The sequence below is a fragment of the Novosphingobium sp. Sphag1I genome (assembly GCF_056279125.1).
Genome location: NZ_JBWBQS010000004.1, coordinates 273,830 through 293,010, shown reverse-complemented (window position 1 = coordinate 293,010; position 19,181 = coordinate 273,830). Strand labels below are relative to the sequence as shown.

The window sequence follows — 19,181 nt, the reverse complement described above, 5'->3', positions numbered from 1 at the left end:
ACCCGCGCATGATGCGCGTTCTTTCCATTTCCACGCTGTTTCCGTCACCCGTTCGCGCGGGTTTCGGTAAATTTGTCGCCAACCAAATGGCGGCATTACATGGTCTGGGCGGGGTAGATCTGGTGATGATCAACCCCATCGGCCTTCCGCCATTTCCTTTACGTATGCGTCAACCCTATCGGGATTGGTCCGCATGTCCGCCGCAGTCAGAACTGGGCGGGTTGACGGTGCATCATCCCCGTTTCACCCTGATCCCTATGGTGGGTGGCGACAGCAACCCGGCGCGTATCGCGCGGGCGATCATGCCCATGGTCCGGCGCCTTCACGCGGAAGAACCGTTCGACATCGTCGATGCCCAATTCTTTTTTCCCGACGGACCGGCTGCCGCCATCATTGCGCGTGAATTGGGCGTGCCCCTGACCATCAAGGCGCGGGGCAGCGACATCCATTACTGGAGCGGTCGGCCCAAGGCGCTCTCGCAAATGCTGGATGCGGCCGGCTACGCGTCGGCCTTGCTGACGGTTTCGGGCGCATTGGGGTGGGATATGGTCACCTTGGGCATGGATGAGGCGAAATTGCGCATTCATTACACTGGACTGGATCGCGCGCGCTTTTATCCGCGCACCAGAATCGAGGCGCGACGTGATGCCCTCGACAAGCTGAACCTCGCCCTGCCCGCCGACGCTCCGCTGTTGGTATGTCCGGGCGCGCTCATCGCGATCAAGGGGCAGTCCTTGGCGATCGACGCGCTGGCCGATCTGCCCGGCGCTCATCTGGCCCTGGCGGGGACAGGTGCCGACGAAGCCGCCCTGCGCCAACAAGCGCAAGCCTATCCCGGCAGAGTGCATTTCCTTGGTCAGGTCAGCCATGACATCCTGCCTATATTGATGAGCGCGGCCGACGCCGTCGTTCTGCCTTCTGAGCGTGAGGGCCTTGCCAATGTCTGGGTCGAGGCGATGGCTTGCGGCGCGCCCTTGGTCATCCCCGACATTGGCGGCGCGCGCGAAGTCGTCACCACCCCCAACGCAGGCCGATTGGTGGAACGCAGGCCCGCCGCCATCGCACAAGCTATTGCCGAAATCCTGAACAGCGCCATCCCACAAAAGGACGTGGCCGCCCACGCCGATCGATTTAGTTGGGAAGCCAATGCCAAAGCACTGCGCCAGATCTGGGCCGAAGCCAGTTAGTGGCGAATTTCGATATTGGGAACGACCATAAAAAAACCCGCCCAAGCGCAAGCCTGAGCGGGGTTTTTTATGGTCGGAACGAGATCCTTTGGATCAGGGCGCTTCGTTCTTGCCGCCCTCTCCCGGCACAAAGCTGGTCGGGTTGACTTTCAACCAGATCAGCATCGGCGCCGCCGCATAAATCGACGAATAGGTGCAGACAAAAATGCCGAGAATCAGCGCGGCCGAGAAACCGAAGATCACCTTGGGACCAAGCAGCATCAGCGCAATCAGCGTGATCAGCATCGTGCCCGAAGTCACCACCGTACGCGCCAGCGTTTCGTTCACCGACAGGTCGAGCAATTCCTCCAGCGGCATCTTGCGATACTTCTTCAGGTTTTCGCGGATACGGTCATAGACCACGATCGTATCGTTAAGCGAATAGCCGATCACCGTCAGGATCGCCGCCACGATGGTCAGGTCGAACTCCATCTGCGTCACCGCAAACAGGCCCAGCACCAGCGACACGTCATGCACAAGGCTGACCAGTGCGCCGACGCCGAATTGCCATTCAAAGCGGTACCAGATGAAGATCGAGATCGCGAGGCTGGCAAAACCCAAAGCCTTGAACGCGGTCCAGCCCAGCTCCTTCGACACCTTGCCCGACACCGAATCGACGCCATCGACGCGCGCATCGGCATGGTTCTGCTTGATGTTGGCGGTGATCTTCTTGGCCATGGCATCGGCCAGAGCCGCATCCTTGTCCGACCCTTCGGGCAGACGCAGGCGGATCGAGATCTCGTTGGGCTTGCCAAAGGTCTGGATGATCGGTTCACCATATCCCAGCGCCTCGACCTCGCCGCGCAATTGCGCGACCGGGGCCACCGGGCTTTGCGTAAAGGTCACGCGGATCATCTGACCGCCGACAAAGTCCACGCCCATGTTCAGTCCATGGGTGAACATCAAACCCCAGCTTGCCACCATCAGCAGCACGGAGATGATCGTGGTGGGCCACTGCCACTTCAAAAAGTGGAGGTTGGTGTTGTCAGGGACGAGTTTAAGCAAACGCATGGAAATTCACCCCTATCAGATCAGCAGGTCGGACGGGCGCTTGCGGCGCAGCCAGCCCGCCACCCACATGCGGGTGAGGAAAACCGCGGTGAACACCGAGGTCGCGATACCGATCATCAGCACCACGGCAAAACCCTTGATCGGGCCAGACCCGAATTCAAACATCAGCACGGCGGCGATGATATGGGTGATGTTGGCGTCAAAGATCGTGCGACTCGCCTCGGTATAACCCAATTCGACCGATTGAACGACCTTGCGGCCACGGCGACGCTCTTCGCGGATACGTTCATTGATCAGCACGTTGGCATCGACCGCCGCACCGATGGTCAAAACGAAACCGGCAATACCGGGCAACGTCAGCGTGGTGTTGAACACCGCCATGATGCCCAGAATCATCAGCACGTTGATGATGACCGCCAGATTGGCGTAAATGCCGAAACGACCATAGGTGACGGCCATAAACAGCACGACCAGCGTCGTGCCGACCACCATGGCGATCATGCCCTTGTGGATCGAATCGGCGCCAAGGTCAGGCCCAACGGTGCGTTCCTCGACGACCTTCAGATCCACCGGCAACGCACCCGAACGCAGGGCGATGGCCAGTTGGTTCGCGCTCTGGATCGTGAAGCTACCCGAAATCTGGGCGCTGCCGCCCATGATCGGTTCATTGATGTTGGGGGCCGACAAAACCTTGCCGTCCAGAATGATGGCGAAAGGCTTGCCGACATTCTGGCTGGTCAGGCGAGCGAATTGTTCACCGCCCTGATTGTCAAAGGTGATCGAAACGACAGGCTCATTGTTCTGGCTGAAGCTCTGCGTGGCATTGGTCAGGCGATCGCCCTTGATGCCGCCCAGACGCTTGACCGCAATGGCGCCCTGTCCGTTGGCAAAAGGCACGATTTCATCGCCCGGAGCGACAACGCCGCCGGACATGCCGTTTTCATCGACCAGTTTGAATTCGAGCTTTGCCGTCTGGCCGAGCAATGCCTTCAAGGCCGCCGGATCAGACAGGCCGGGCACCTGCACCACGATACGGTCCGCGCCCTGACGGATGATGGTCGGTTCACGCGTGCCCATGGCGTCGATACGCTTGCGCACGACTTCGGTGGCGGTTTCCATCGCCTTGTCGATGGCGTCGGCAATGCCTTCCTTGGTCGGGGTCAGGACAAAGCGGGTGGTGTCAACCACCTGAATATCCCAATCCCGCGCACCCGAAAGCCCCGCGCCATTGGTCAGCGGCACCAGTACTTCGCGCGCGGCGTCAACCTCGGCGGCGCTGGCCACCATAAAGGACAGCACGCCGCCCTTGGTCGAAATATCGCCATAATGCACGTTGCCCGCCTTTTTCAGGGCGGCGCGCACTTCTTCTTCCTTGCCTTCAAGGCGCTGCGAAACGACCTGATCGGCGTTGGCTTCGAGCAGAAGATGGCTACCGCCTGCAAGGTCAAGGCCAAGGTTGATCTTGGGATTGGGCAAGGACGCGGGCCAGTTGCCCCCGCCCCATGACACCATAGAAGGCACGGCCGCCGCCACGCAGATCAGCGTGAGCGCCCAGTACCAAAGCTGTTTCCAGCGGGGAAAATCGAGCATGGGTTCTATCCGGCTCTAGAAATGAAAAGCGGCCCATCGTGATCGACGGACCCTGTGGGCGCACATAAGAACGCCCCGCAGCCTGTTCAAGCGCGGGGCGTATATGGCCTTAATCGTTGGCAGGCTTGCCCGCGTTGGGCGAAACCACATCCGAAATCGTCGCCTTGACCGCACGGACGCGGGTGTTGGGAGCGATTTCCAGATCGAGGTAATCATCCTCTACCTTCACAACCTTGGCCAGAAGGCCACCGGCAGTGACGACCATGTCGTTCTTCTTGATGCTTTCCAGCTTCGACTTGTGGCTTTTTTGCTGCTGCATCTGGGGACGCAGGAACAGGAACCACATGACAATGCCCATCAGCACCAGCGGCAGGAATTGCAGCCAAGCGGGCGGCTGGCCACCGGCGGCGGCGGCGGAAAGAATGGAAAGCGTTTGGATCGACACGGGAAAACACCCTTGCGCAGGAATAACAGGAACCGGACCAAGGCCCGAAAAGGCCGAAAATATCCTGCCTTCTCCAGCCTCCCCCGAAGTGCATGAGCGCCTAGCAGCTTATCCGGATCATATCAACGCAACGGGCGCCACGCGCGCGAAGCCCCGAAATGCTTGGGTTCTGATCCTCAAGGCAAAAAAATTGCCAGAAAAATGCAAAAAGGTGATTGCCACGCCGAAAAAGCCCTCCTATAGGCGCGCCTCCGGCAGGGCGACGGCCCTACCGGAAACAACCAAGGTCGGGACGTAGCGCAGCCTGGTAGCGCATCACACTGGGGGTGTGGGGGTCGGAGGTTCGAATCCTCTCGTCCCGACCAATTGGTTTCAAAAAGGCGATTGCCCATGTGGCGGTCGCCTTTTTTGTTGCGTAATTTCCGCAAGATTTTCCTACCATAACCATTTTGGTTATTGCCGATCCCTAACTCAGGAGATCCGCATGAACGAATCGCCAGACCGCAACACCCCGCCCGCTTCAACCGGCCCCATCGTCGCGGAAATCACATCCCCCGACCGTTATGTCAGCCGCGCCCGGCCCAGCTTCCTCTACCTTATGTATGGCATGATCCTGCTCAGCCTGCCGATGGGCCTGTTGTCAGCCATAAGCGCGCCATTGGCGGCGGCCGTCACCAACGGCGTCAAATTATGGCTCAACAGCCTGCCCGACGGGCTCTATGCTTTGTTTGGCACTGGCTATCTGGGTTATACCGCCGCGCGCCAATGGGGCAAAGTGGCCGGGTCTGACCGCTAAACCTTGCCCGCCGCCTCTGGCCTTGTATGACGCCTGCAACGCAAACAGTTTCAGGCAGAATACACCATGGCGACGACCATTTTCGTTCTCAACGGCCCCAACCTCAATCTGCTGGGCACGCGTGAGCCGCAAATCTATGGCTATGATACGCTGGCCGACATCGACGCCGCGTTGATCAAGCATGGCGCAGAAAAGGGCGTCACCGTGGATTGCCGCCAGTCGAACCATGAAGGTGATCTGGTCGACTGGCTGCATGAAGCGCGTGAAATCGGGGCCAAGGCGGTGCTTCTGAATGCAGGTGCGTATACGCATACGTCCGTCGCGCTGCATGACGCGATCAAGGCCATTCAGTTGCCCGTGATCGAAGTCCACCTGTCCAACCCCCACACGCGCGAGGAATTCCGCCACAAAAGCTATATCGGCATGGCCGCCAAGGGCACCATCGCCGGGTTTGGCGCAAAATCCTACCAGATCGCGCTCGACGCGGCCTTGATCCTGTAATTTCACCCGGAATTTGGCCTTGGCGGGCGCTTGCCACTGGTTAACGCCCGCTTTCCCCTTGCCTGCCAAGGTCGAGAGGGATAGGGGCCATGCCTGATAAACCATCGCCAAGGGGATTTCATGGGCGACAAAACTGAAACGGGCCGCGACATCCAATCCGGCATGAACGTTGATGCTGCGCTGGTGCGCGAGTTGGCGGTTCTGCTGGGCGATACGGGCCTGACCGAAATCGAAGTGGCCGATGGCGGCCGCAAAATCCGCGTGGCGCGCAATATTGCCGTCGCGCCTGCGGCACCGGCCTATGCGCCGGCCATGCCGCTGCCTGCTGCGGCACCTGTTGCGGCGGCTCCTGCTGCGGCGCCCGCCGCTGCGCCGGTTGCTGCGGCTCCTGCCGTTGTCGAAGGCACGCAGGTCAAATCGCCGATGGTCGGCACGGCCTATCTGGCCCCCGAACCGGGCGCGGCGGACTTCATCACCGTGGGCAAGGCCGTCAAGGCGGGCGAAACGCTGTTGATCGTCGAAGCCATGAAGGTGATGAACCCCATCACGGCCCCCGTCGCGGGCACCGTGAAGGCGATCAACATCGAAAACGGGCAGCCGGTCGAATTTGACCAGCCGCTGTTTGTGATCGGCTGATAGATTTATGGCCATCAAACGCATCCTGATCGCCAATCGCGGCGAAATCGCGCTTCGCATTCATCGCGCGGCGCGTGAAATGGGCATCGAAACGGTGGCTGTGCATTCGACGGCGGATGCCGATGCGATGCATGTGCGGCTGGCCGACCATGCGGTTTGCATCGGCCCGCCCGCGGCCAAGGACAGCTATCTCAACGTGGCGGCCATCATCAGCGCGGCGGAAATCACCGGCGCTGATGCCATCCACCCGGGCTATGGCTTCCTGTCCGAAAACGCCCGCTTTGCCGAAATCGTCGAAGCGCATGGCCTGATCTGGATCGGGCCCAAGCCTGAACATATCCGCACCATGGGCGACAAGGTCGAAGCCAAGCGTACTGCTGGTGCGCTCGGCCTGCCGCTGGTGCCCGGTTCGGACGGCGCGGTTTCGGAAATCGAAGACGCCAAGCGTATCGCCGAAAAAGTTGGCTATCCGGTCATCATCAAGGCGGCCAGTGGCGGCGGCGGGCGCGGCATGAAGGTCTGCACCGGGCCGGATGAACTCGAAACGCTGATGCAGCAGGCTGGCAGCGAGGCCAAGGCTGCCTTTGGCGACGCCACGGTCTATATCGAAAAGTACCTTGGCAACCCGCGCCACATCGAATTTCAGGTGTTTGGCGACGGCAATGGCAATGCCATCCATCTGGGCGAACGCGACTGCTCGCTGCAACGCCGCCACCAGAAGGTGCTGGAAGAAGCGCCCTCGCCGGTCATTACGCCCGAGGAACGCGCGCGCATGGGCGGTATCGTCTCCAAGGCGATGGCCGACATGGGCTATCGCGGGGCTGGCACGATCGAATTCCTTTGGGAAAACGGTGAGTTCTACTTCATCGAGATGAACACCCGTTTGCAGGTGGAACATCCCGTTACCGAAGCGATCACCGGTGTCGATCTTGTCCGTGAACAGATCCGTATCGCCGATGGCCTGCCTTTGTCGGTCAGCCAGGATGAGCTGGAATTCCGTGGCCATGCCATCGAATGCCGCATCAATGCCGAAGATCCCTTCACCTTCGCTCCTTCGCCGGGGCTGGTGGAGAATTTCCACGCGGCGGGCGGCCTGCATGTGCGCGTCGATAGCGGACTCTATGCCGGTTATCGCATCCCGCCCTATTACGATTCGATGATTGCCAAGCTGATCGTCTATGGCCGCACCCGCGAAGGCGCCATCCTGCGCCTTAAGCGCGCGCTGGAGGAAATGGCGATCACGGGGCCGAAAACGAACATCCCGCTCCATCAGGCTTTGCTGGACGTGGATGATTTCAAGACCGGCAATTACACGATCAAGTGGCTTGAAGAATGGTTAGCTAACCGCTGATATTTTTCACGTTATCGGAAAAAGAGGCCGGTGGGGGAACATTCCCTTGCCGGTCTTTTTTCGTGCCTCCGGCGGGCAAAGGGCGGGGGCCCTTTGCAATCCCGTTAATGGGGTGGTGTTTAAACAATGGCGTTGTGGTGGTGGCAATATTGGAAAAGCCTGCGGCGCGGTTAGGTCGAGCTAACCGCGCCGCAGGCTTTCAATTTAAAACGATGCGCTATTCAGCTTTTGCCGACCCTTTGGCGCAACATCGACAATATCGGGATTGCAAAGGGCCGCCGCCCTTTGCCCGCCGGAGGCATCCCTCGCCTGAAAATCAATCCTCCAACGGCACACCCGGCAAATGCTTCGACGTGCGGATCGTCAGCGAAGTCTTGACGCTGGCCACATTCGGCGCCGGGGTCAGCTTGCTGGTCAGGAATTCTTGAAAGCTTTGAAGATCGCGCGATACGATCTTGAGAATGAAGTCGATTTCGCCATTCAGCATATGACATTCACGCACTTCGGGCAGCCCGCGTACGTGATCCTCGAAGCCGCGCAGGGCTTCTTCGGCCTGGCTTTTCAACGACACCATCGCAAAAACCGTGATCGAAAAGCCCAGCTTGGCACCGTCCAGTTCGGCATGATAACCGCGGATCACGCCTTCTTCTTCCAACGCACGGACACGGCGCAAACATGGGGGAGCCGTCAAACCGACGCGCTGGGCCAATTCAACATTGGTAACGCGGCCCTCGTCCTGCAATTCGGCCAGCAAGCGCCGGTCGATCTGATCAAGGTTGGCCATAAGCCCGAAATTTCCCCATTTGCGGCCCGCGTTGTGCGGCGAAACGACCCATCCGATTGAACGGATCACCTTTGTTGAAAGAATCAGCCCATCTGTTGCGGACCATGCTAATATTATTATCTATGGCCGCAATCGTCCCACATTGCAACGCCACCTCGCATCGCTCTTTCACCCGGACGCAGGTGTGATAGGATGAGAATTGAAGTTGTACACAGGTTACATACGCCTTCCTAACCACTCGCTAGGATTTAACCCCGTAATGGCGTTGAAAGCCCATCGGAAACACCGGAATCGCTGATATAAAAACCCATGCGCTATGACGACCGCCTCGCAACCGCCCTTCGCCTGACGCCAGTCGGGCCTGGCGTTGCGCGTATCCAGTTCCGGCAATTGCTGGATCTGCTGGGCACGCTGCCGGTTGAGGAGCAGGGGGAGATGATCGATCTGGCCTATATGCGGCTGGGGGAATTGTCCGGTCGTATCGCGTCGGCGGATCGCGCTGCCATTCTTCGACAGCCAGGTGTGCGCCTGCGCGCGCCGCGCCTTGTCTCAGCCTTGGCGATGGCCGAACCGGTGGTGGCCCATGCGGCCTTGAATGCCGCGCAGTTAAGTGATGAACAGTGGCTTGACCTGATCCCTGCCCTTCCGATTGCCTCCCGCGGGGCGTTGGGGTCGCGACGCGATTTGGGCGCGCCGGTCCGGGCGCTGTTGGCGCGTTTGGGGATTGGTGACCGCGCGCTGCCGGGTAATGAACCGGCGGCGGAAACGGTTAGGGCAGCGCCTGCGCCGGTTGAGGAACCGATTCAGGCAGAAGCCCCGGCCAAGCCGTCACGCGCGCCCCGTTTTCAATCGCCATCCTCGCCCATGGCCGAAGATACAATCGGCGCATTGGTCCGCCGAATCGAAGCCTTTCGTCAGGCACGCGAAAACAATATCGCGCCCGAAATCGCCCGCCACGCGGCCCCCAAGAAGTCCAGCGCGAGCCAGGCCATCCAATCCTTCGACTTTGCCAGCGATGGCGAAGGCCGCATTGTCTGGGCCGAGGCGCGCGTCGCGCCTATGGTCGTGGGCTATGGGTTGGGCGGCAATGGGCCGGGCGCGAATGCCGTACGGCTGCATCAACCCTTTCGCGCGGTTCCGATCACCTTGGCCGGGGCGCCCGCCATCGCCGGTGACTGGCAAGTGGACGCCGTGCCCCGGTTCGATCCGTTGGGTGGGCGCTATATCGGTCATCTGGGCCGATTCCGCCGCCCCGCCCCCACCGCTGCCGCGCCCGCAACGCCGCCGGTAAAGGACAGCGAGACGGACCGCCTTCGCCAATTGCTTCATGAATTGCGCACGCCCGTCAATGCGATACAGGGCTTTGCTGAGGTTATACAGCAACAGTTGTTTGGCCCCACCCCGCATGAATATCGGGCGCTTGCCGCGGTGGTCGCCGCCGACAGCGCGGTAATGCTGGCCGGGTTTGAGGAATTGGACCGCTACGCCCGATTGGACAGCGGCACTTTGTCGCTGGCCAGTGGGGAGTGCGATCTGGCCGCTGCGCTTGATGCGTTGGTTTCGCGCATGGCGGGTGACGCCAATGGGCCGGTGTTTCATTTGCAGGGCCATCATCAGCCCTGCCCCATCGCTCTGGATGGGACGGAGGCAGAACGGCTCTGTTGGCGTCTGCTGGCCACGTTGGCGGGCAATGGTGCGGCCGGAGAAGTTTTGCCGATCACAGTGCATCATGGCGGAACGGTGATGAAGGCCCGCTTCACCTTGCCCAAGGTTTTGGCCGGCATGAGCGATGACGCGCTGTTCCACGCCGCCGCGCAATCGGCCGCGCCCCATCCCGGCTCGCATTCCATGGTGGCCAGCATGTTCGGAACGGGCTTTGCCCTGCGGCTGGCCATGGTCGAGGCGCGGGCCGCGGGCGGCCATCTGATGCGTGATGGACAGCAACTTTTGCTTACATTACCAAGCTTGACCGTACAGGCCGTTAACCTTAGCCAAGTATCAGAGGGCGAGCAGGAAGTGTTTGAAACGCCGATGGCTTGAACGCATGGTGCGGCAAGGGGGCCGATTTGTCTTCTCATAGAATTACCGATCAGCCCGCGCCGGACGCCTTTGTGCGTTTCCGCGAAGGCGTCGGGCAGCGTTTTGTCGTAACCATCGATACCGAAGAGGAATTCGACTGGACCAAGCCGTTGACCCGCACGCGGCATCGGGTGGATACGGTTTCACGCCTGCGCAAGTTTCAGCAATTTTGCGAAGGCTTTGGCATCGTCCCGATCTATCTGATCGACTATCCGGTGGCGACATCGGAACTGGCGGCGGAACTGCTGCGCGATGCGGTTCTGGCCGGACGGGCCGAAGTGGGGGTCCAGTTGCACCCTTGGGTTAACCCTCCGTATGAGGAAGAGGTTAACCAATATAACAGCTTTTCAGGCAACCTCCCCTTTGCTCTTGAACGGGCAAAGTTCCTGAAACTGCATGCCACGATTGCCGAAAATTTTGGCGCAGCGCCGATGATCTATCGCGCGGGACGCTATGGCATCGGGCCAAATACCGCCGACGTCTTGCACGAGGCCGGGGTTGCGATCGACACATCGGTGCGGTCGCGTTTTGATTACAGCGGTTGGGGCGGCCCCAATTTCCGCGATCTGCCGCTGCGCCCCTATTGGGTCGGGCAACCGGGGCGTTTGATGGAAATGCCGCTGACCACGGTGTTTTCCGGCTTGCTGCGGCATTATGGCCAATGGCTCTATCCCAAACTGTCAAAGGTTGACCGCCTGCGGGGGGCCATGGCGCGGTTTGGCTTGCTGGAGCGCATTCCCCTGACGCCCGAAGGCGTGACGGTCAGCGAAGCATTGCGTGCGACCAATATTGCCATTGATGAAGGGTTGCCGATGATCGTGCTGTCTTTTCACAGTCCTTCACTGTGCCCCGGCCATACGCCCTATGTGCGGACCGAGACGGATCTGGACGAGATGTATGAATGGTGGCGTCAAGTCTTTGAATTGCTGATCGGACGCGGGGTCAAGCCAACCAGCGTGCGTGAAGTGATGGAAACGACACTTTTCGATTGAACCTGACGCTGTTGCTGTTGGTAAAGCCCTCTTGCCTGAACCAAAAGGCTTGGCTAACGCGGGGCGGCACAACGCAGGTTGCGCAAAGCATGGCTTGGGGCCTGTAGCTCAATGGTTAGAGCTGGCCGCTCATAACGGCTAGGTTGCGGGTTCGAGTCCTGCCGGGCCCACCATGCCTTTGCAAAATCGGCGGGGGATCGTTTCACGGCAATATGCGTGTAACAGCTTTTTCCCCTTGCGCTAAATGCCGTGCAATCCTAGGGGCATCGGCGTGTCGGGGAGTAGCGCAGCCTGGTAGCGCATCTGCTTTGGGAGCAGAGGGTCGCAAGTTCGAATCTTGTCTCCCCGACCATGTTTCAGATTTTCAACGGGCCCCCAAAGAGCGCTTCCCGCGTCGCGCGTTTGCTCTTTATGCCCTTGGTCTGGTCTGCCTAATTCATACTGAACCTGATGACGGCTTTGGACTTAAGCCATGCCTTTGAAGCCCGCTAGGCCCATATCACCTCGTGCCTTGCGATGACAGGTCCGCATCGGACCCCGCCCCCCTTCTCCTATTAGGCGCGCTTTACCAGGCTGAGCGCGCCATTGCGGGCGGGCCCCAGCTTCATTTTTGAATCGATCATTTCCTTCAAGGCATCCGCGCTGACCGGGCGTGAAAAGAGATAGCCCTGATATTGGTCGCAACCGCATTCCAGCAGGCGTTCACGCTGACCTTCGGTTTCGACGCCTTCGGCAATCACCTCAAGATCCAGCGCCCGCGCCAGATTGATGATCGCCTCGATCAGGCGGACCGCATCGGGATCGTCTTCATCCAGATTGCGGACAAAGGAGCGGTCAATCTTGATGCGATCCACGGCAAAGCGTTGCAACGAGGAAAGGCTGGAATAACCCGTGCCAAAGTCGTCAAGGGCGATGGCAAAGCCTTCCTGTTTCAACACCGCAATATTGTCGCGCGTGGCAGCATCATCGCCCAACAGGACGGTCTCGGTGATCTCGAATTCATAATGGCTGGGGTTGATGGCATGTTCGGCCGCCAGACGGCTGACATTGGCCATAAAGGCTGGCGAGCGCAATTGCAGCGCCGAAACGTTGATGGCCACCGGAACACCCGTCCATTCGCGTGTTTCGGCAAAGACGCGGTTGACCGTAAAGGAACCCAATTGCCCGATCAGGCCGCTTTCCTCGGCCAGCAGGACGAAAGTGTTGGGCGGGATCATGCCCTTTTCTGGGTGATTCCACCGCACCAACGCCTCCACCCCGCGCAGGCGCCCTTCGGCGTCCACTTGCGGTTGATAGACCATGTGCAGCAACTCTTCATTCAGCGCTTCCCGCAGGTCCATTTCAAGCTGGCGTCGGATGCGCAACGCCGCGTCCATTTCCAGTTCAAAGAAGGTGGCCCGATTGCGCCCCCTTTCCTTTGAGCAATAAAGCGCCAGATCGGCCTGGCGCAGCACTTCGCTGGCCGAAATATCGGGGTCGTTGATGATCGTGATGCCGATGGAGCAGCCGATCTCGACCATCTGGCCATCGATGTCGAAAGGATTGGAAAAGGCGTTGATGATCCGTTCGGCCAGATGCGCCGCCCCCGCCGCGCCGGAATGCGGTTGCAGGATGACAAACTCATCGCCGCCCAACCGCGCCACGGTATCCGTTTCCCGCACAAGATTGGCCAAACGGCGTGCGGCTGCGCGGATCAAAGTATCGCCCGCAGGATGCCCCAGCGTGTCATTGACCTCCTTGAACCGATCAAGGTCAAGGCACAGCACGGCCACATCCATACCCGAACGCCGCACCAGCGTTCGCAATTGATTGAGCCGTTCAAACATCAGCGCCCGATTGGGCAATTGCGTCAGCGTGTCATGAAAGGCCAGATGACGCGCCTTGGCCTCCGACAGGATCAGGCCACGCGCATAACGATGCGTCTGGCGCGCCAGACTTGCGCCCAGCAGCAGCAGCAGGCCCATCATCGCCACCATCGGCCACATCAACCGCACCAAAAGGTCGCTGCCCGGACGGCGGCGATCCCACGCCAGACCGGCAACCACCTTGCCGCTCAAATCCTGCAAGGGCAGGATGGCCACTTCGTCATTATCGCGCAAATCGGTCGTGACACGGAAATTCCTGACCACTTTGCCAATGCCAAACATCGAAAGGATCGATCCGTCCACCGGCGCCATCGTCACCACGACAGGTGCCGGGCGGCCCGTTTCGCCACCCACCGCCGTTTCCGGGCGGACCAGCGTCGATGTCAGGACAAAAAGCTGATCTTCGGCATAGACAATATTGGTAAACTGGATCGGGCGGCCAAGATCACCGGGTTTTTCTGCAGATATCGAGCGCTCGGCCTCTCGCACCTTTTTCAACAAGACGTTGACCGCGTTGGAATAGGCGGTCATGGCCGGATATTGATCAACCCGCCGACCGTTGACGGCCAGAAACATCAGGCGATCGCGACCGTCCATCACCAACAGGCGTGAAATGTTGTTGCGGTTGTAGAAATAGCGAGCGAGGCTTTGTTCCACCCAATGCGGATCAAAGACCTGCCCAATGTGGCGGACGGCATCTTCGGATTCCAGCCGGGGTTGGACCATTGCGGCAAAACTGGTCAAACGGTTGCGATAGCCGCGTTCCGCCGTCTGCACCTGCATCGTCAAGGCGACATCGTCGAACTGGTTGACCATCACGGTTACGACCAGCGCCAAAACCGCCAGAACCCCGGCGGCCAAGGCAATAACAGGCGCATAGACACCGGCGCCTGTGCGTTCGGCGCGAGGGGTCTTGGATTCAATCATGACTATTTGCAGCCTTCCCTTGCCGGTTCTTCCAAAAGAAGTGTCGTTAGAAAGATTTACTTACTGCAAATAAATAAACGTATTTGATAATTTGGTACATCAACCCCTCCGCAATTGGACCTAATGGCCATCGCAAAGGGGCGATATTGGAGCAGATTGTCAGGCCACGCAGATCTGGTTGCGACCAGTTCGTTTGGCGCGATAGAGCGCCTCATCGGCGGCCTCCATCGCGCATCGCGTGTCGGGATAGGCAAAGACATTGGCCACACCGCCCGAAAAGGTAACGCGGCCAATTTCCCGCTCGCTTTGACGATTGATGAAATTGCGCCGGGCCAGCCTTTCGCGTGCTTCGTCCAACAGGTCATGGACCTGCACCGGGGTCTTGTCGCGAAAGATCAACACAAATTCTTCGCCGCCATGGCGAGCGACATGGCATTTTTCGCCCGACATCCGTTGCAGGATCTGGGCAATGGCCTGAATCACCCTGTCGCCGGCCTCGTGGCCATGGCTGTCGTTGATGCGCTTGAAATCATCAATATCGCAAAAAGCCAGACACAAAGGTTCCGAACGGATCTGGGCCGCGCGATATTGCTGTTCCAGCACCATCTCGAACGCCCGGCGATTGGGCAGTCCGGTCAGATGGTCAATATGCGCCTCGCGCTGTGCCCGGTCCAGACTGCGACGCAGAGCGGTTGCCTCCTCTTCGCTGCGGCGCATGCTTTCTTCGAGCAATTGGGTACGCTCGATCATGGCCCGCGTTAATTCGGCCAGGCTGGAGACAAAGTCCCCTTGGTCATTCTTGGGCAGAACGCTGACCACATGTTCAAGCGCGGCGTGATAGGAGCCCGAGTCGTTACGCGCACGCGCAGCGGCCGAGGTAAAGACTTCCAGCCGACTGCTTAACCGGTTGAGCATTTGCTGGGCATTATCGCGCTGGGCGATATCCTCGTCGTTTTGTGTAATATGATCCAGCCATGCCTGCGTGATGGGGCGATTTTCTTCGCGCATCACACTGAACTTTCGGGCCAGTCTTGGCGACTCTCCCGAATAGGCCGCATGGACCGTCAAAAGGTTTTCTGATGTTACTTCGATTTTGTTTTCAAGAAAGAAATCCCTAATACGATCAATTATCTGATGCCTGCGCAAATCGTTCAGGTGCGCAGGGATATTGTGTTGCGACATTTTATCAAATTCAGCGGATGTGGCCAAAGCCAACTTGAACAAGCGCAAGGCTGAATCCTTTATGAGTAACGTTTGCACTGAATGCCGATTAATCCGGCCTCCCCTTCAAATGCGAAACGAAACCATCCACGATATTCCCGTAATGCCCCCAACCCGATCTTAACCATACCCGGCCCGGCCCGCGCGGCTTGATCCAAAGACCCAAGACATTGGTCGTAAAGACCTCCGACTCGCTTGCCATCGGCCAAACGCGGGCGCATTCGCGGGGCGCCCGGCGATCCCCCGGCATGGCTCCTTTTCTCGCTATGTCATTGCCGGAAAAACACAAACGCAGGAGAAGCCCTCGCCATGTCTGCGCGTATTGCCCATCAGACGCTCAAGTCCCGTATCACCAGCGCCGAAGAAGCCGCCGCCCTTATCAAAAACGGCGATACCGTCGGCATGAGCGGTTTCACAGGCTCCGGATATCCCAAGGCCGTGCCCATGGCGCTGGCCTCGCGGATTGAAGAAGCGCATGGCAAGGGCGACCCGTTCCGCGTCAAAGTATGGACCGGCGCATCGACCGGCCCGGAACTGGACGCGGCGCTGGCCAAGGCCAATGGCATCGAATTCCGCCTGCCCTATAACTCGGACCCCATCGCCCGCGAAAAGATCAACACGGGCCAGATGGACTATTTCGACATGCACCTGTCACAGGTGGCACCGATGGCGTGGCAGGGCTTTCTTGGCCCGCTGGATGTGGCGCTGATCGAGGTCACCGCCATTAACGCTGATGGGACGCTGGTGCCGTCTTCTTCGGTGGGAAATAACAAAACCTGGCTCGACCGGGCGGATCGAATCATCCTTGAGGTCAACAGCTGGCAGGCGGCCGAACTCGAAGGCATGCATGACATCTATTACGGCACCCGCCTGCCCCCGCATCGCGTGCCTATCCCTTTGACTCGCCCCGATGATCGTATCGGCCAGCCCACGCTGCAATGCGACCCCGACAAGATTGTCGCGATTGTCGAAACCGACAAGCCTGACCGCAACCTGCCCTTTGACGCACCGGGCGAAACGGCGCTGCGCATCGCGGGCCATCTGCTCGATTTCCTTGCCAATGAGGTTAAGCAGGGGCGGATGCCGGAAAACCTGCTGCCGCTGCAATCGGGCGTGGGCAATATCGCCAATGCGGTGCTGTCGGGTCTGGTGGACAGCCCGTTTGAGAACCTGACATCTTATACCGAAGTCATTCAGGACGGTATGATCGACCTGCTGGACGCGGGCAAATTGCGCATGGCCTCGGCCACGTCCTTCTCGCTGTCGCCCGATGCGGCGCACCGCATGAACAGCAATATGTCGGCCTATCGGGAAAAGATGATCCTGCGCCCGCAGGAAATCAGCAACCACCCCGAACTGATCCGCCGCCTTGGCTGTATCGCGATGAACGGGCTGATCGAGGCGGACATCTATGGCAACGTCAATTCGACGCATGTCATGGGCAGCCGCATCCAGAACGGCATCGGCGGCAGCGGCGACTTTGCCCGCAACGCCTATGTCTCGATCTTTATGACGCCCAGCACCGCCAAGGGCGGCAAGATCAGCGCCATCGTCCCGCAGGTCGCCCATGTGGACCATATTGCCCAGGACGTTCAGGTGATGGTGACCGAACAGGGTCTGGCCGATCTTCGCGGTCTCAGCCCCAAACAGCGCGCCCATGCGATCATCCAGAATTGCGCGCATCCCGATTACCGCCCGATGCTGGCCGATTATTACGATCGCGCGCTCAAGGGCTCCTACGGCCTGCACGCCCCCTCCTTGCCCAGCGAGGCATTGAGCTGGCACCAGCGGTTCATGGAAACCGGTTCGATGGCAAAGTAAGAGAAGGGACTTTGCCGACGGAGGGGCAAAGGGATGCGTCCCTTTGCAATCCCATTATTGAGTGGTGGACTGGCGATCTTCGCAATGCCGGACCACCACGCTGTAACGGCTGGCGGCGCAACCAAGGTTCTCCCCCCAAATAGCGCCGCTGACATTGATGGGGTTGCAAGGGGTTTCGGCCCCTTGCCCAACCGGCCTTTTCCCTTACAGCGCCGCCTTGAACGCGGCCAGCTTCTCCACCGCCCGATCCAATGTCTCGTCCCGCTTGGCATGACACAGGCGCAGATAGTTCCTTTCGGGCGTATCGGCATAAAAGGCCGACACCGGGATCGACCCCACCCCCGCCTCGCGCACCAGACGTTGCGCCAAAGCCTCATCCTCGGCTGGCAAGCCCGACGCGGACAGGTGGATGGTCACAAACCACGTTCCCGCCGACGGCAAAACGCAAAAACCGGCCTGCGTCAGTCCGCCGACCAAACGCGCCTTGCTGGCCACATAGCGTGCGCGATGCGCGGCGAACCATTCATCCCCCAACGCCAGCCCTTCGGCCACCGCCCATTGCAAAGGCGTGGGCGTGGTAAAGGTGATGAACTGATGGCTGGCCGCGACCCGCTCGGCCAATTCGGGCGCGGCCACCGCCCAACCGATCTTCCACCCGGTCAGCGAAAAGATTTTGCCCGCCGACCCGACCTTCACCGACCGATCCCGCAAAGTCGGAATATCCAGCACCGACAAAGGTTTGGAGCCATCAAGGATAGTCGCCTCCCACACTTCATCGGCCAGGACATAAAGCCCGTGCTTCTGAGCCAAAGCGCCCACGCCCTCCAACGTCGCGCGGTCCAAAACGGTGCCGGTCGGATTGTTGGGCGTGTTCAGGATGATCAGCCGCGTCCTGTCGGTAATAGCGGCGGCCAAATCATCCAGATCCAGGCTCCACGCCGGAGGGCGCAGGTTCACCAACCGCGCCACGCCACCCGCCCGCGCCACCAGCGGCAGATAGGCATCATAAAGCGGCTGAACGCAAATCACCTCATCACCCGGCTTTACCAGCGCCAAAATCGCACTGGCCAAAGCCTCGGTCGCGCCGGATGTGACGATCACCTCTGCGGCCGAAACGCCGTAAAGCCCCGCCACCGCCGCGCGTAATTCGGGCAAACCGCGCATCGGCGGATATTGATTGCTGCGCTCTGCCAAGGCACGCTGGGCCGCCGCGATGATCTCCTGCGGCTCTTCCATATCGGGAAAGCCCTGCCCCAGATTGATCGCGCCCAAATCGCGGCAAAGGCCCGACATCACTTCAAAAATCGTCGTCTGGCTCATAGGTCACCTAATGCATGCATGGCAAAGCGGCGGAATTGTTCCAGCCTTTCCTCGCGGCTTTCGCGCCCTTCGCGCCTTGCGTCACGCGGCGGCACATCCAAAGCCGCGGCCGTCACAAACCTTATCCGCCAGCCCAATGTTTCATCATCAACGCCGGGCAAGGCCGCCGCCAACCGCGCCCGGACCTGCGCCACGCCATCGGCAAACATGGCCCATATCTCGTCATGCAGGGCCGGTTCCGCGCGCGAAAATATCTCATCCAGCACGACAATCGCCCGGTAATCCCCGCTCATTGCCGCCTGCGCCCACAGGGGCTGGATCAAGGCGTCGACCGTTGCCTCAAACCCATCGCCCCGTGCCAGCCATTCGGCGCGCGCATCCGCAATCATCGCCCCATTGCGCAGCGCCAGTTCGCGCAGCAAACCATCCGTCCCGCCAAAGTGATACCGGATCAGCGCCGAATTGGCATGGGCCGCCGCCGCAATGCGTCGCACCGACAATGCATGAACCCCTTCACCCACCACAAGTGTTTCAGCCGCCAGCAAAAGGCGCGCGCGGGTCTGGGCTGGGGTGTCATCGGGCATGTTGACCTTGCCCTATCAAACCCATCGCTCGC

16 protein-coding genes and 3 tRNA genes are annotated in these 19,181 nt (G+C 59.9%); 11 read left to right on the top strand and 8 right to left on the bottom strand.

Translation table 11 applies throughout. The annotated features are described in order from the left end of the window. The first annotated feature begins 8 nt into the window (after window positions 1-8). Window positions 9-1,187: a glycosyltransferase gene (locus ACZ9HU_RS06580; protein WP_476103635.1), complete on the top strand. Its 1,179-nt coding sequence runs from the start codon at window positions 9-11 to the stop codon at window positions 1,185-1,187. A 93-nt stretch (window positions 1,188-1,280) separates the two neighbouring features. Here the strand turns inward: ACZ9HU_RS06580 and secF are convergent, their stop codons facing one another. The 3 genes from secF to yajC form a co-directional block, all read right to left on the bottom strand. Continuing rightward, window positions 1,281-2,237, bottom strand: a complete 957-nt coding sequence (secF, locus tag ACZ9HU_RS06575) for a protein translocase subunit SecF (RefSeq protein ID WP_476103633.1) — start codon at window positions 2,235-2,237, stop codon at window positions 1,281-1,283. A 15-nt stretch (window positions 2,238-2,252) separates the two neighbouring features. Then, on the bottom strand, window positions 2,253-3,827 hold the full coding sequence (secD, locus tag ACZ9HU_RS06570) for a protein translocase subunit SecD (protein ID WP_476103631.1): 1,575 nt from the start codon (window positions 3,825-3,827) through the stop codon (window positions 2,253-2,255). Window positions 3,828-3,936: 109 nt separating this feature from the next. Further along, window positions 3,937-4,272, bottom strand: coding sequence for a preprotein translocase subunit YajC (yajC, locus tag ACZ9HU_RS06565; RefSeq protein WP_476103628.1), 336 nt, complete (start codon window positions 4,270-4,272; stop codon window positions 3,937-3,939). Window positions 4,273-4,560: 288 nt separating this feature from the next. Between yajC and ACZ9HU_RS06560 the strand changes: the two genes are divergently transcribed. The 5 genes from ACZ9HU_RS06560 (at window position 4,561) to accC (ending at window position 7,556) form a co-directional block, all read left to right on the top strand. Next, window positions 4,561-4,637: transfer RNA gene (locus tag ACZ9HU_RS06560), tRNA-Pro, on the top strand. A gap of 119 nt (window positions 4,638-4,756) precedes the next feature. After that, entirely contained in the window at window positions 4,757-5,068 is a 312-nt protein-coding gene (locus ACZ9HU_RS06555) for a 3TM-type holin (RefSeq protein WP_476103626.1), read from the top strand. A gap of 66 nt (window positions 5,069-5,134) precedes the next feature. Further along, window positions 5,135-5,569 (top strand): type II 3-dehydroquinate dehydratase, encoded by a 435-nt coding sequence (gene aroQ / locus ACZ9HU_RS06550; protein WP_476103623.1) that lies wholly within the window; start codon window positions 5,135-5,137, stop codon window positions 5,567-5,569. Between the two features lie 120 nt (window positions 5,570-5,689). Further along, window positions 5,690-6,205, top strand: a complete 516-nt coding sequence (gene accB, locus ACZ9HU_RS06545; protein WP_476103620.1) for an acetyl-CoA carboxylase biotin carboxyl carrier protein — start codon at window positions 5,690-5,692, stop codon at window positions 6,203-6,205. 7 nt (window positions 6,206-6,212) lie between these two features. Then, window positions 6,213-7,556, top strand: a complete 1,344-nt coding sequence (gene accC, locus ACZ9HU_RS06540) for an acetyl-CoA carboxylase biotin carboxylase subunit (RefSeq protein ID WP_476103618.1) — start codon at window positions 6,213-6,215, stop codon at window positions 7,554-7,556. A 316-nt stretch (window positions 7,557-7,872) separates the two neighbouring features. Here the strand turns inward: accC and ACZ9HU_RS06535 are convergent, their stop codons facing one another. Further along, the gene (locus ACZ9HU_RS06535) at window positions 7,873-8,340 is read right to left on the bottom strand and encodes an Lrp/AsnC family transcriptional regulator (protein ID WP_168602778.1); all 468 of its coding nucleotides are present in this window, start codon (window positions 8,338-8,340) and stop codon (window positions 7,873-7,875) included. Between the two features lie 309 nt (window positions 8,341-8,649). On the opposite strand from ACZ9HU_RS06535, the gene ACZ9HU_RS06530 reads away from it, so the two are divergent. The 4 genes from ACZ9HU_RS06530 to ACZ9HU_RS06515 all read left to right on the top strand — a co-directional run bounded on the left by ACZ9HU_RS06530 (window position 8,650) and on the right by ACZ9HU_RS06515 (window position 11,763). Then, a complete protein-coding gene (locus ACZ9HU_RS06530) occupies window positions 8,650-10,380 on the top strand; it encodes a histidine kinase dimerization/phospho-acceptor domain-containing protein (protein WP_476103616.1) in 1,731 nt (576 codons plus the stop codon). Window positions 10,381-10,406: 26 nt separating this feature from the next. Further along, complete coding sequence (locus ACZ9HU_RS06525) at window positions 10,407-11,411, top strand: polysaccharide deacetylase family protein (protein ID WP_476103614.1); 1,005 nt, start codon at window positions 10,407-10,409, stop codon at window positions 11,409-11,411. 97 nt (window positions 11,412-11,508) lie between these two features. Next, window positions 11,509-11,584: transfer RNA gene (locus tag ACZ9HU_RS06520), tRNA-Ile, on the top strand. A 102-nt stretch (window positions 11,585-11,686) separates the two neighbouring features. Then, window positions 11,687-11,763, top strand: a tRNA-Pro gene (locus ACZ9HU_RS06515). A gap of 202 nt (window positions 11,764-11,965) precedes the next feature. On the opposite strand, the gene ACZ9HU_RS06510 is transcribed toward ACZ9HU_RS06515, so the two are convergent. Further along, a complete protein-coding gene (locus tag ACZ9HU_RS06510; protein ID WP_476103612.1) occupies window positions 11,966-14,203 on the bottom strand; it encodes a putative bifunctional diguanylate cyclase/phosphodiesterase in 2,238 nt (745 codons plus the stop codon). A gap of 159 nt (window positions 14,204-14,362) precedes the next feature. Further along, window positions 14,363-15,211, bottom strand: a complete 849-nt coding sequence (locus ACZ9HU_RS06505; protein ID WP_476103610.1) for a GGDEF domain-containing protein — start codon at window positions 15,209-15,211, stop codon at window positions 14,363-14,365. A 522-nt stretch (window positions 15,212-15,733) separates the two neighbouring features. On the opposite strand from ACZ9HU_RS06505, the gene ACZ9HU_RS06500 reads away from it, so the two are divergent. Then, window positions 15,734-17,245 carry an acetyl-CoA hydrolase/transferase family protein gene (locus ACZ9HU_RS06500; RefSeq protein ID WP_476103608.1) on the top strand — a complete coding sequence of 504 codons (1,512 nt, stop codon included), beginning with the start codon at window positions 15,734-15,736 and terminating at the stop codon, window positions 17,243-17,245. A 204-nt stretch (window positions 17,246-17,449) separates the two neighbouring features. Here ACZ9HU_RS06500 and ACZ9HU_RS06495 read toward each other — a convergent pair whose 3' ends face one another. Both ACZ9HU_RS06495 and ACZ9HU_RS06490 read right to left on the bottom strand, forming a co-directional pair. Continuing rightward, entirely contained in the window at window positions 17,450-18,565 is a 1,116-nt protein-coding gene (locus tag ACZ9HU_RS06495) for an aminotransferase class I/II-fold pyridoxal phosphate-dependent enzyme (RefSeq protein ID WP_476103606.1), read from the bottom strand. Beyond that, window positions 18,562-19,149, bottom strand: a complete 588-nt coding sequence (locus ACZ9HU_RS06490) for a TetR family transcriptional regulator (RefSeq protein ID WP_476103603.1) — start codon at window positions 19,147-19,149, stop codon at window positions 18,562-18,564. Before ACZ9HU_RS06490 ends, ACZ9HU_RS06495 begins: the two co-directional genes overlap by 4 nt. Window positions 19,150-19,181: the final 32 nt, after the last annotated feature.

Coding starts and splice junctions, on each gene's coding strand:
- ACZ9HU_RS06580 (WP_476103635.1), top strand. CDS start 9: ATGATGCGCGTTCTTTCCATTTCCACGCTGTTTCCGTCACCCGTTCGC.
- secF (WP_476103633.1), bottom strand. CDS start 2,237: ATGCGTTTGCTTAAACTCGTCCCTGACAACACCAACCTCCACTTTTTG.
- secD (WP_476103631.1), bottom strand. CDS start 3,827: ATGCTCGATTTTCCCCGCTGGAAACAGCTTTGGTACTGGGCGCTCACG.
- ACZ9HU_RS06555 (WP_476103626.1), top strand. CDS start 4,757: ATGAACGAATCGCCAGACCGCAACACCCCGCCCGCTTCAACCGGCCCC.
- aroQ (WP_476103623.1), top strand. CDS start 5,135: ATGGCGACGACCATTTTCGTTCTCAACGGCCCCAACCTCAATCTGCTG.
- accB (WP_476103620.1), top strand. CDS start 5,690: ATGGGCGACAAAACTGAAACGGGCCGCGACATCCAATCCGGCATGAAC.
- accC (WP_476103618.1), top strand. CDS start 6,213: ATGGCCATCAAACGCATCCTGATCGCCAATCGCGGCGAAATCGCGCTT.
- ACZ9HU_RS06535 (WP_168602778.1), bottom strand. CDS start 8,340: ATGGCCAACCTTGATCAGATCGACCGGCGCTTGCTGGCCGAATTGCAG.
- ACZ9HU_RS06530 (WP_476103616.1), top strand. CDS start 8,650: ATGCGCTATGACGACCGCCTCGCAACCGCCCTTCGCCTGACGCCAGTC.
- ACZ9HU_RS06510 (WP_476103612.1), bottom strand. CDS start 14,203: ATGATTGAATCCAAGACCCCTCGCGCCGAACGCACAGGCGCCGGTGTC.
- ACZ9HU_RS06505 (WP_476103610.1), bottom strand. CDS start 15,211: ATGCGCGAAGAAAATCGCCCCATCACGCAGGCATGGCTGGATCATATT.
- ACZ9HU_RS06500 (WP_476103608.1), top strand. CDS start 15,734: ATGTCTGCGCGTATTGCCCATCAGACGCTCAAGTCCCGTATCACCAGC.
- ACZ9HU_RS06495 (WP_476103606.1), bottom strand. CDS start 18,565: ATGAGCCAGACGACGATTTTTGAAGTGATGTCGGGCCTTTGCCGCGAT.
- ACZ9HU_RS06490 (WP_476103603.1), bottom strand. CDS start 19,149: ATGCCCGATGACACCCCAGCCCAGACCCGCGCGCGCCTTTTGCTGGCG.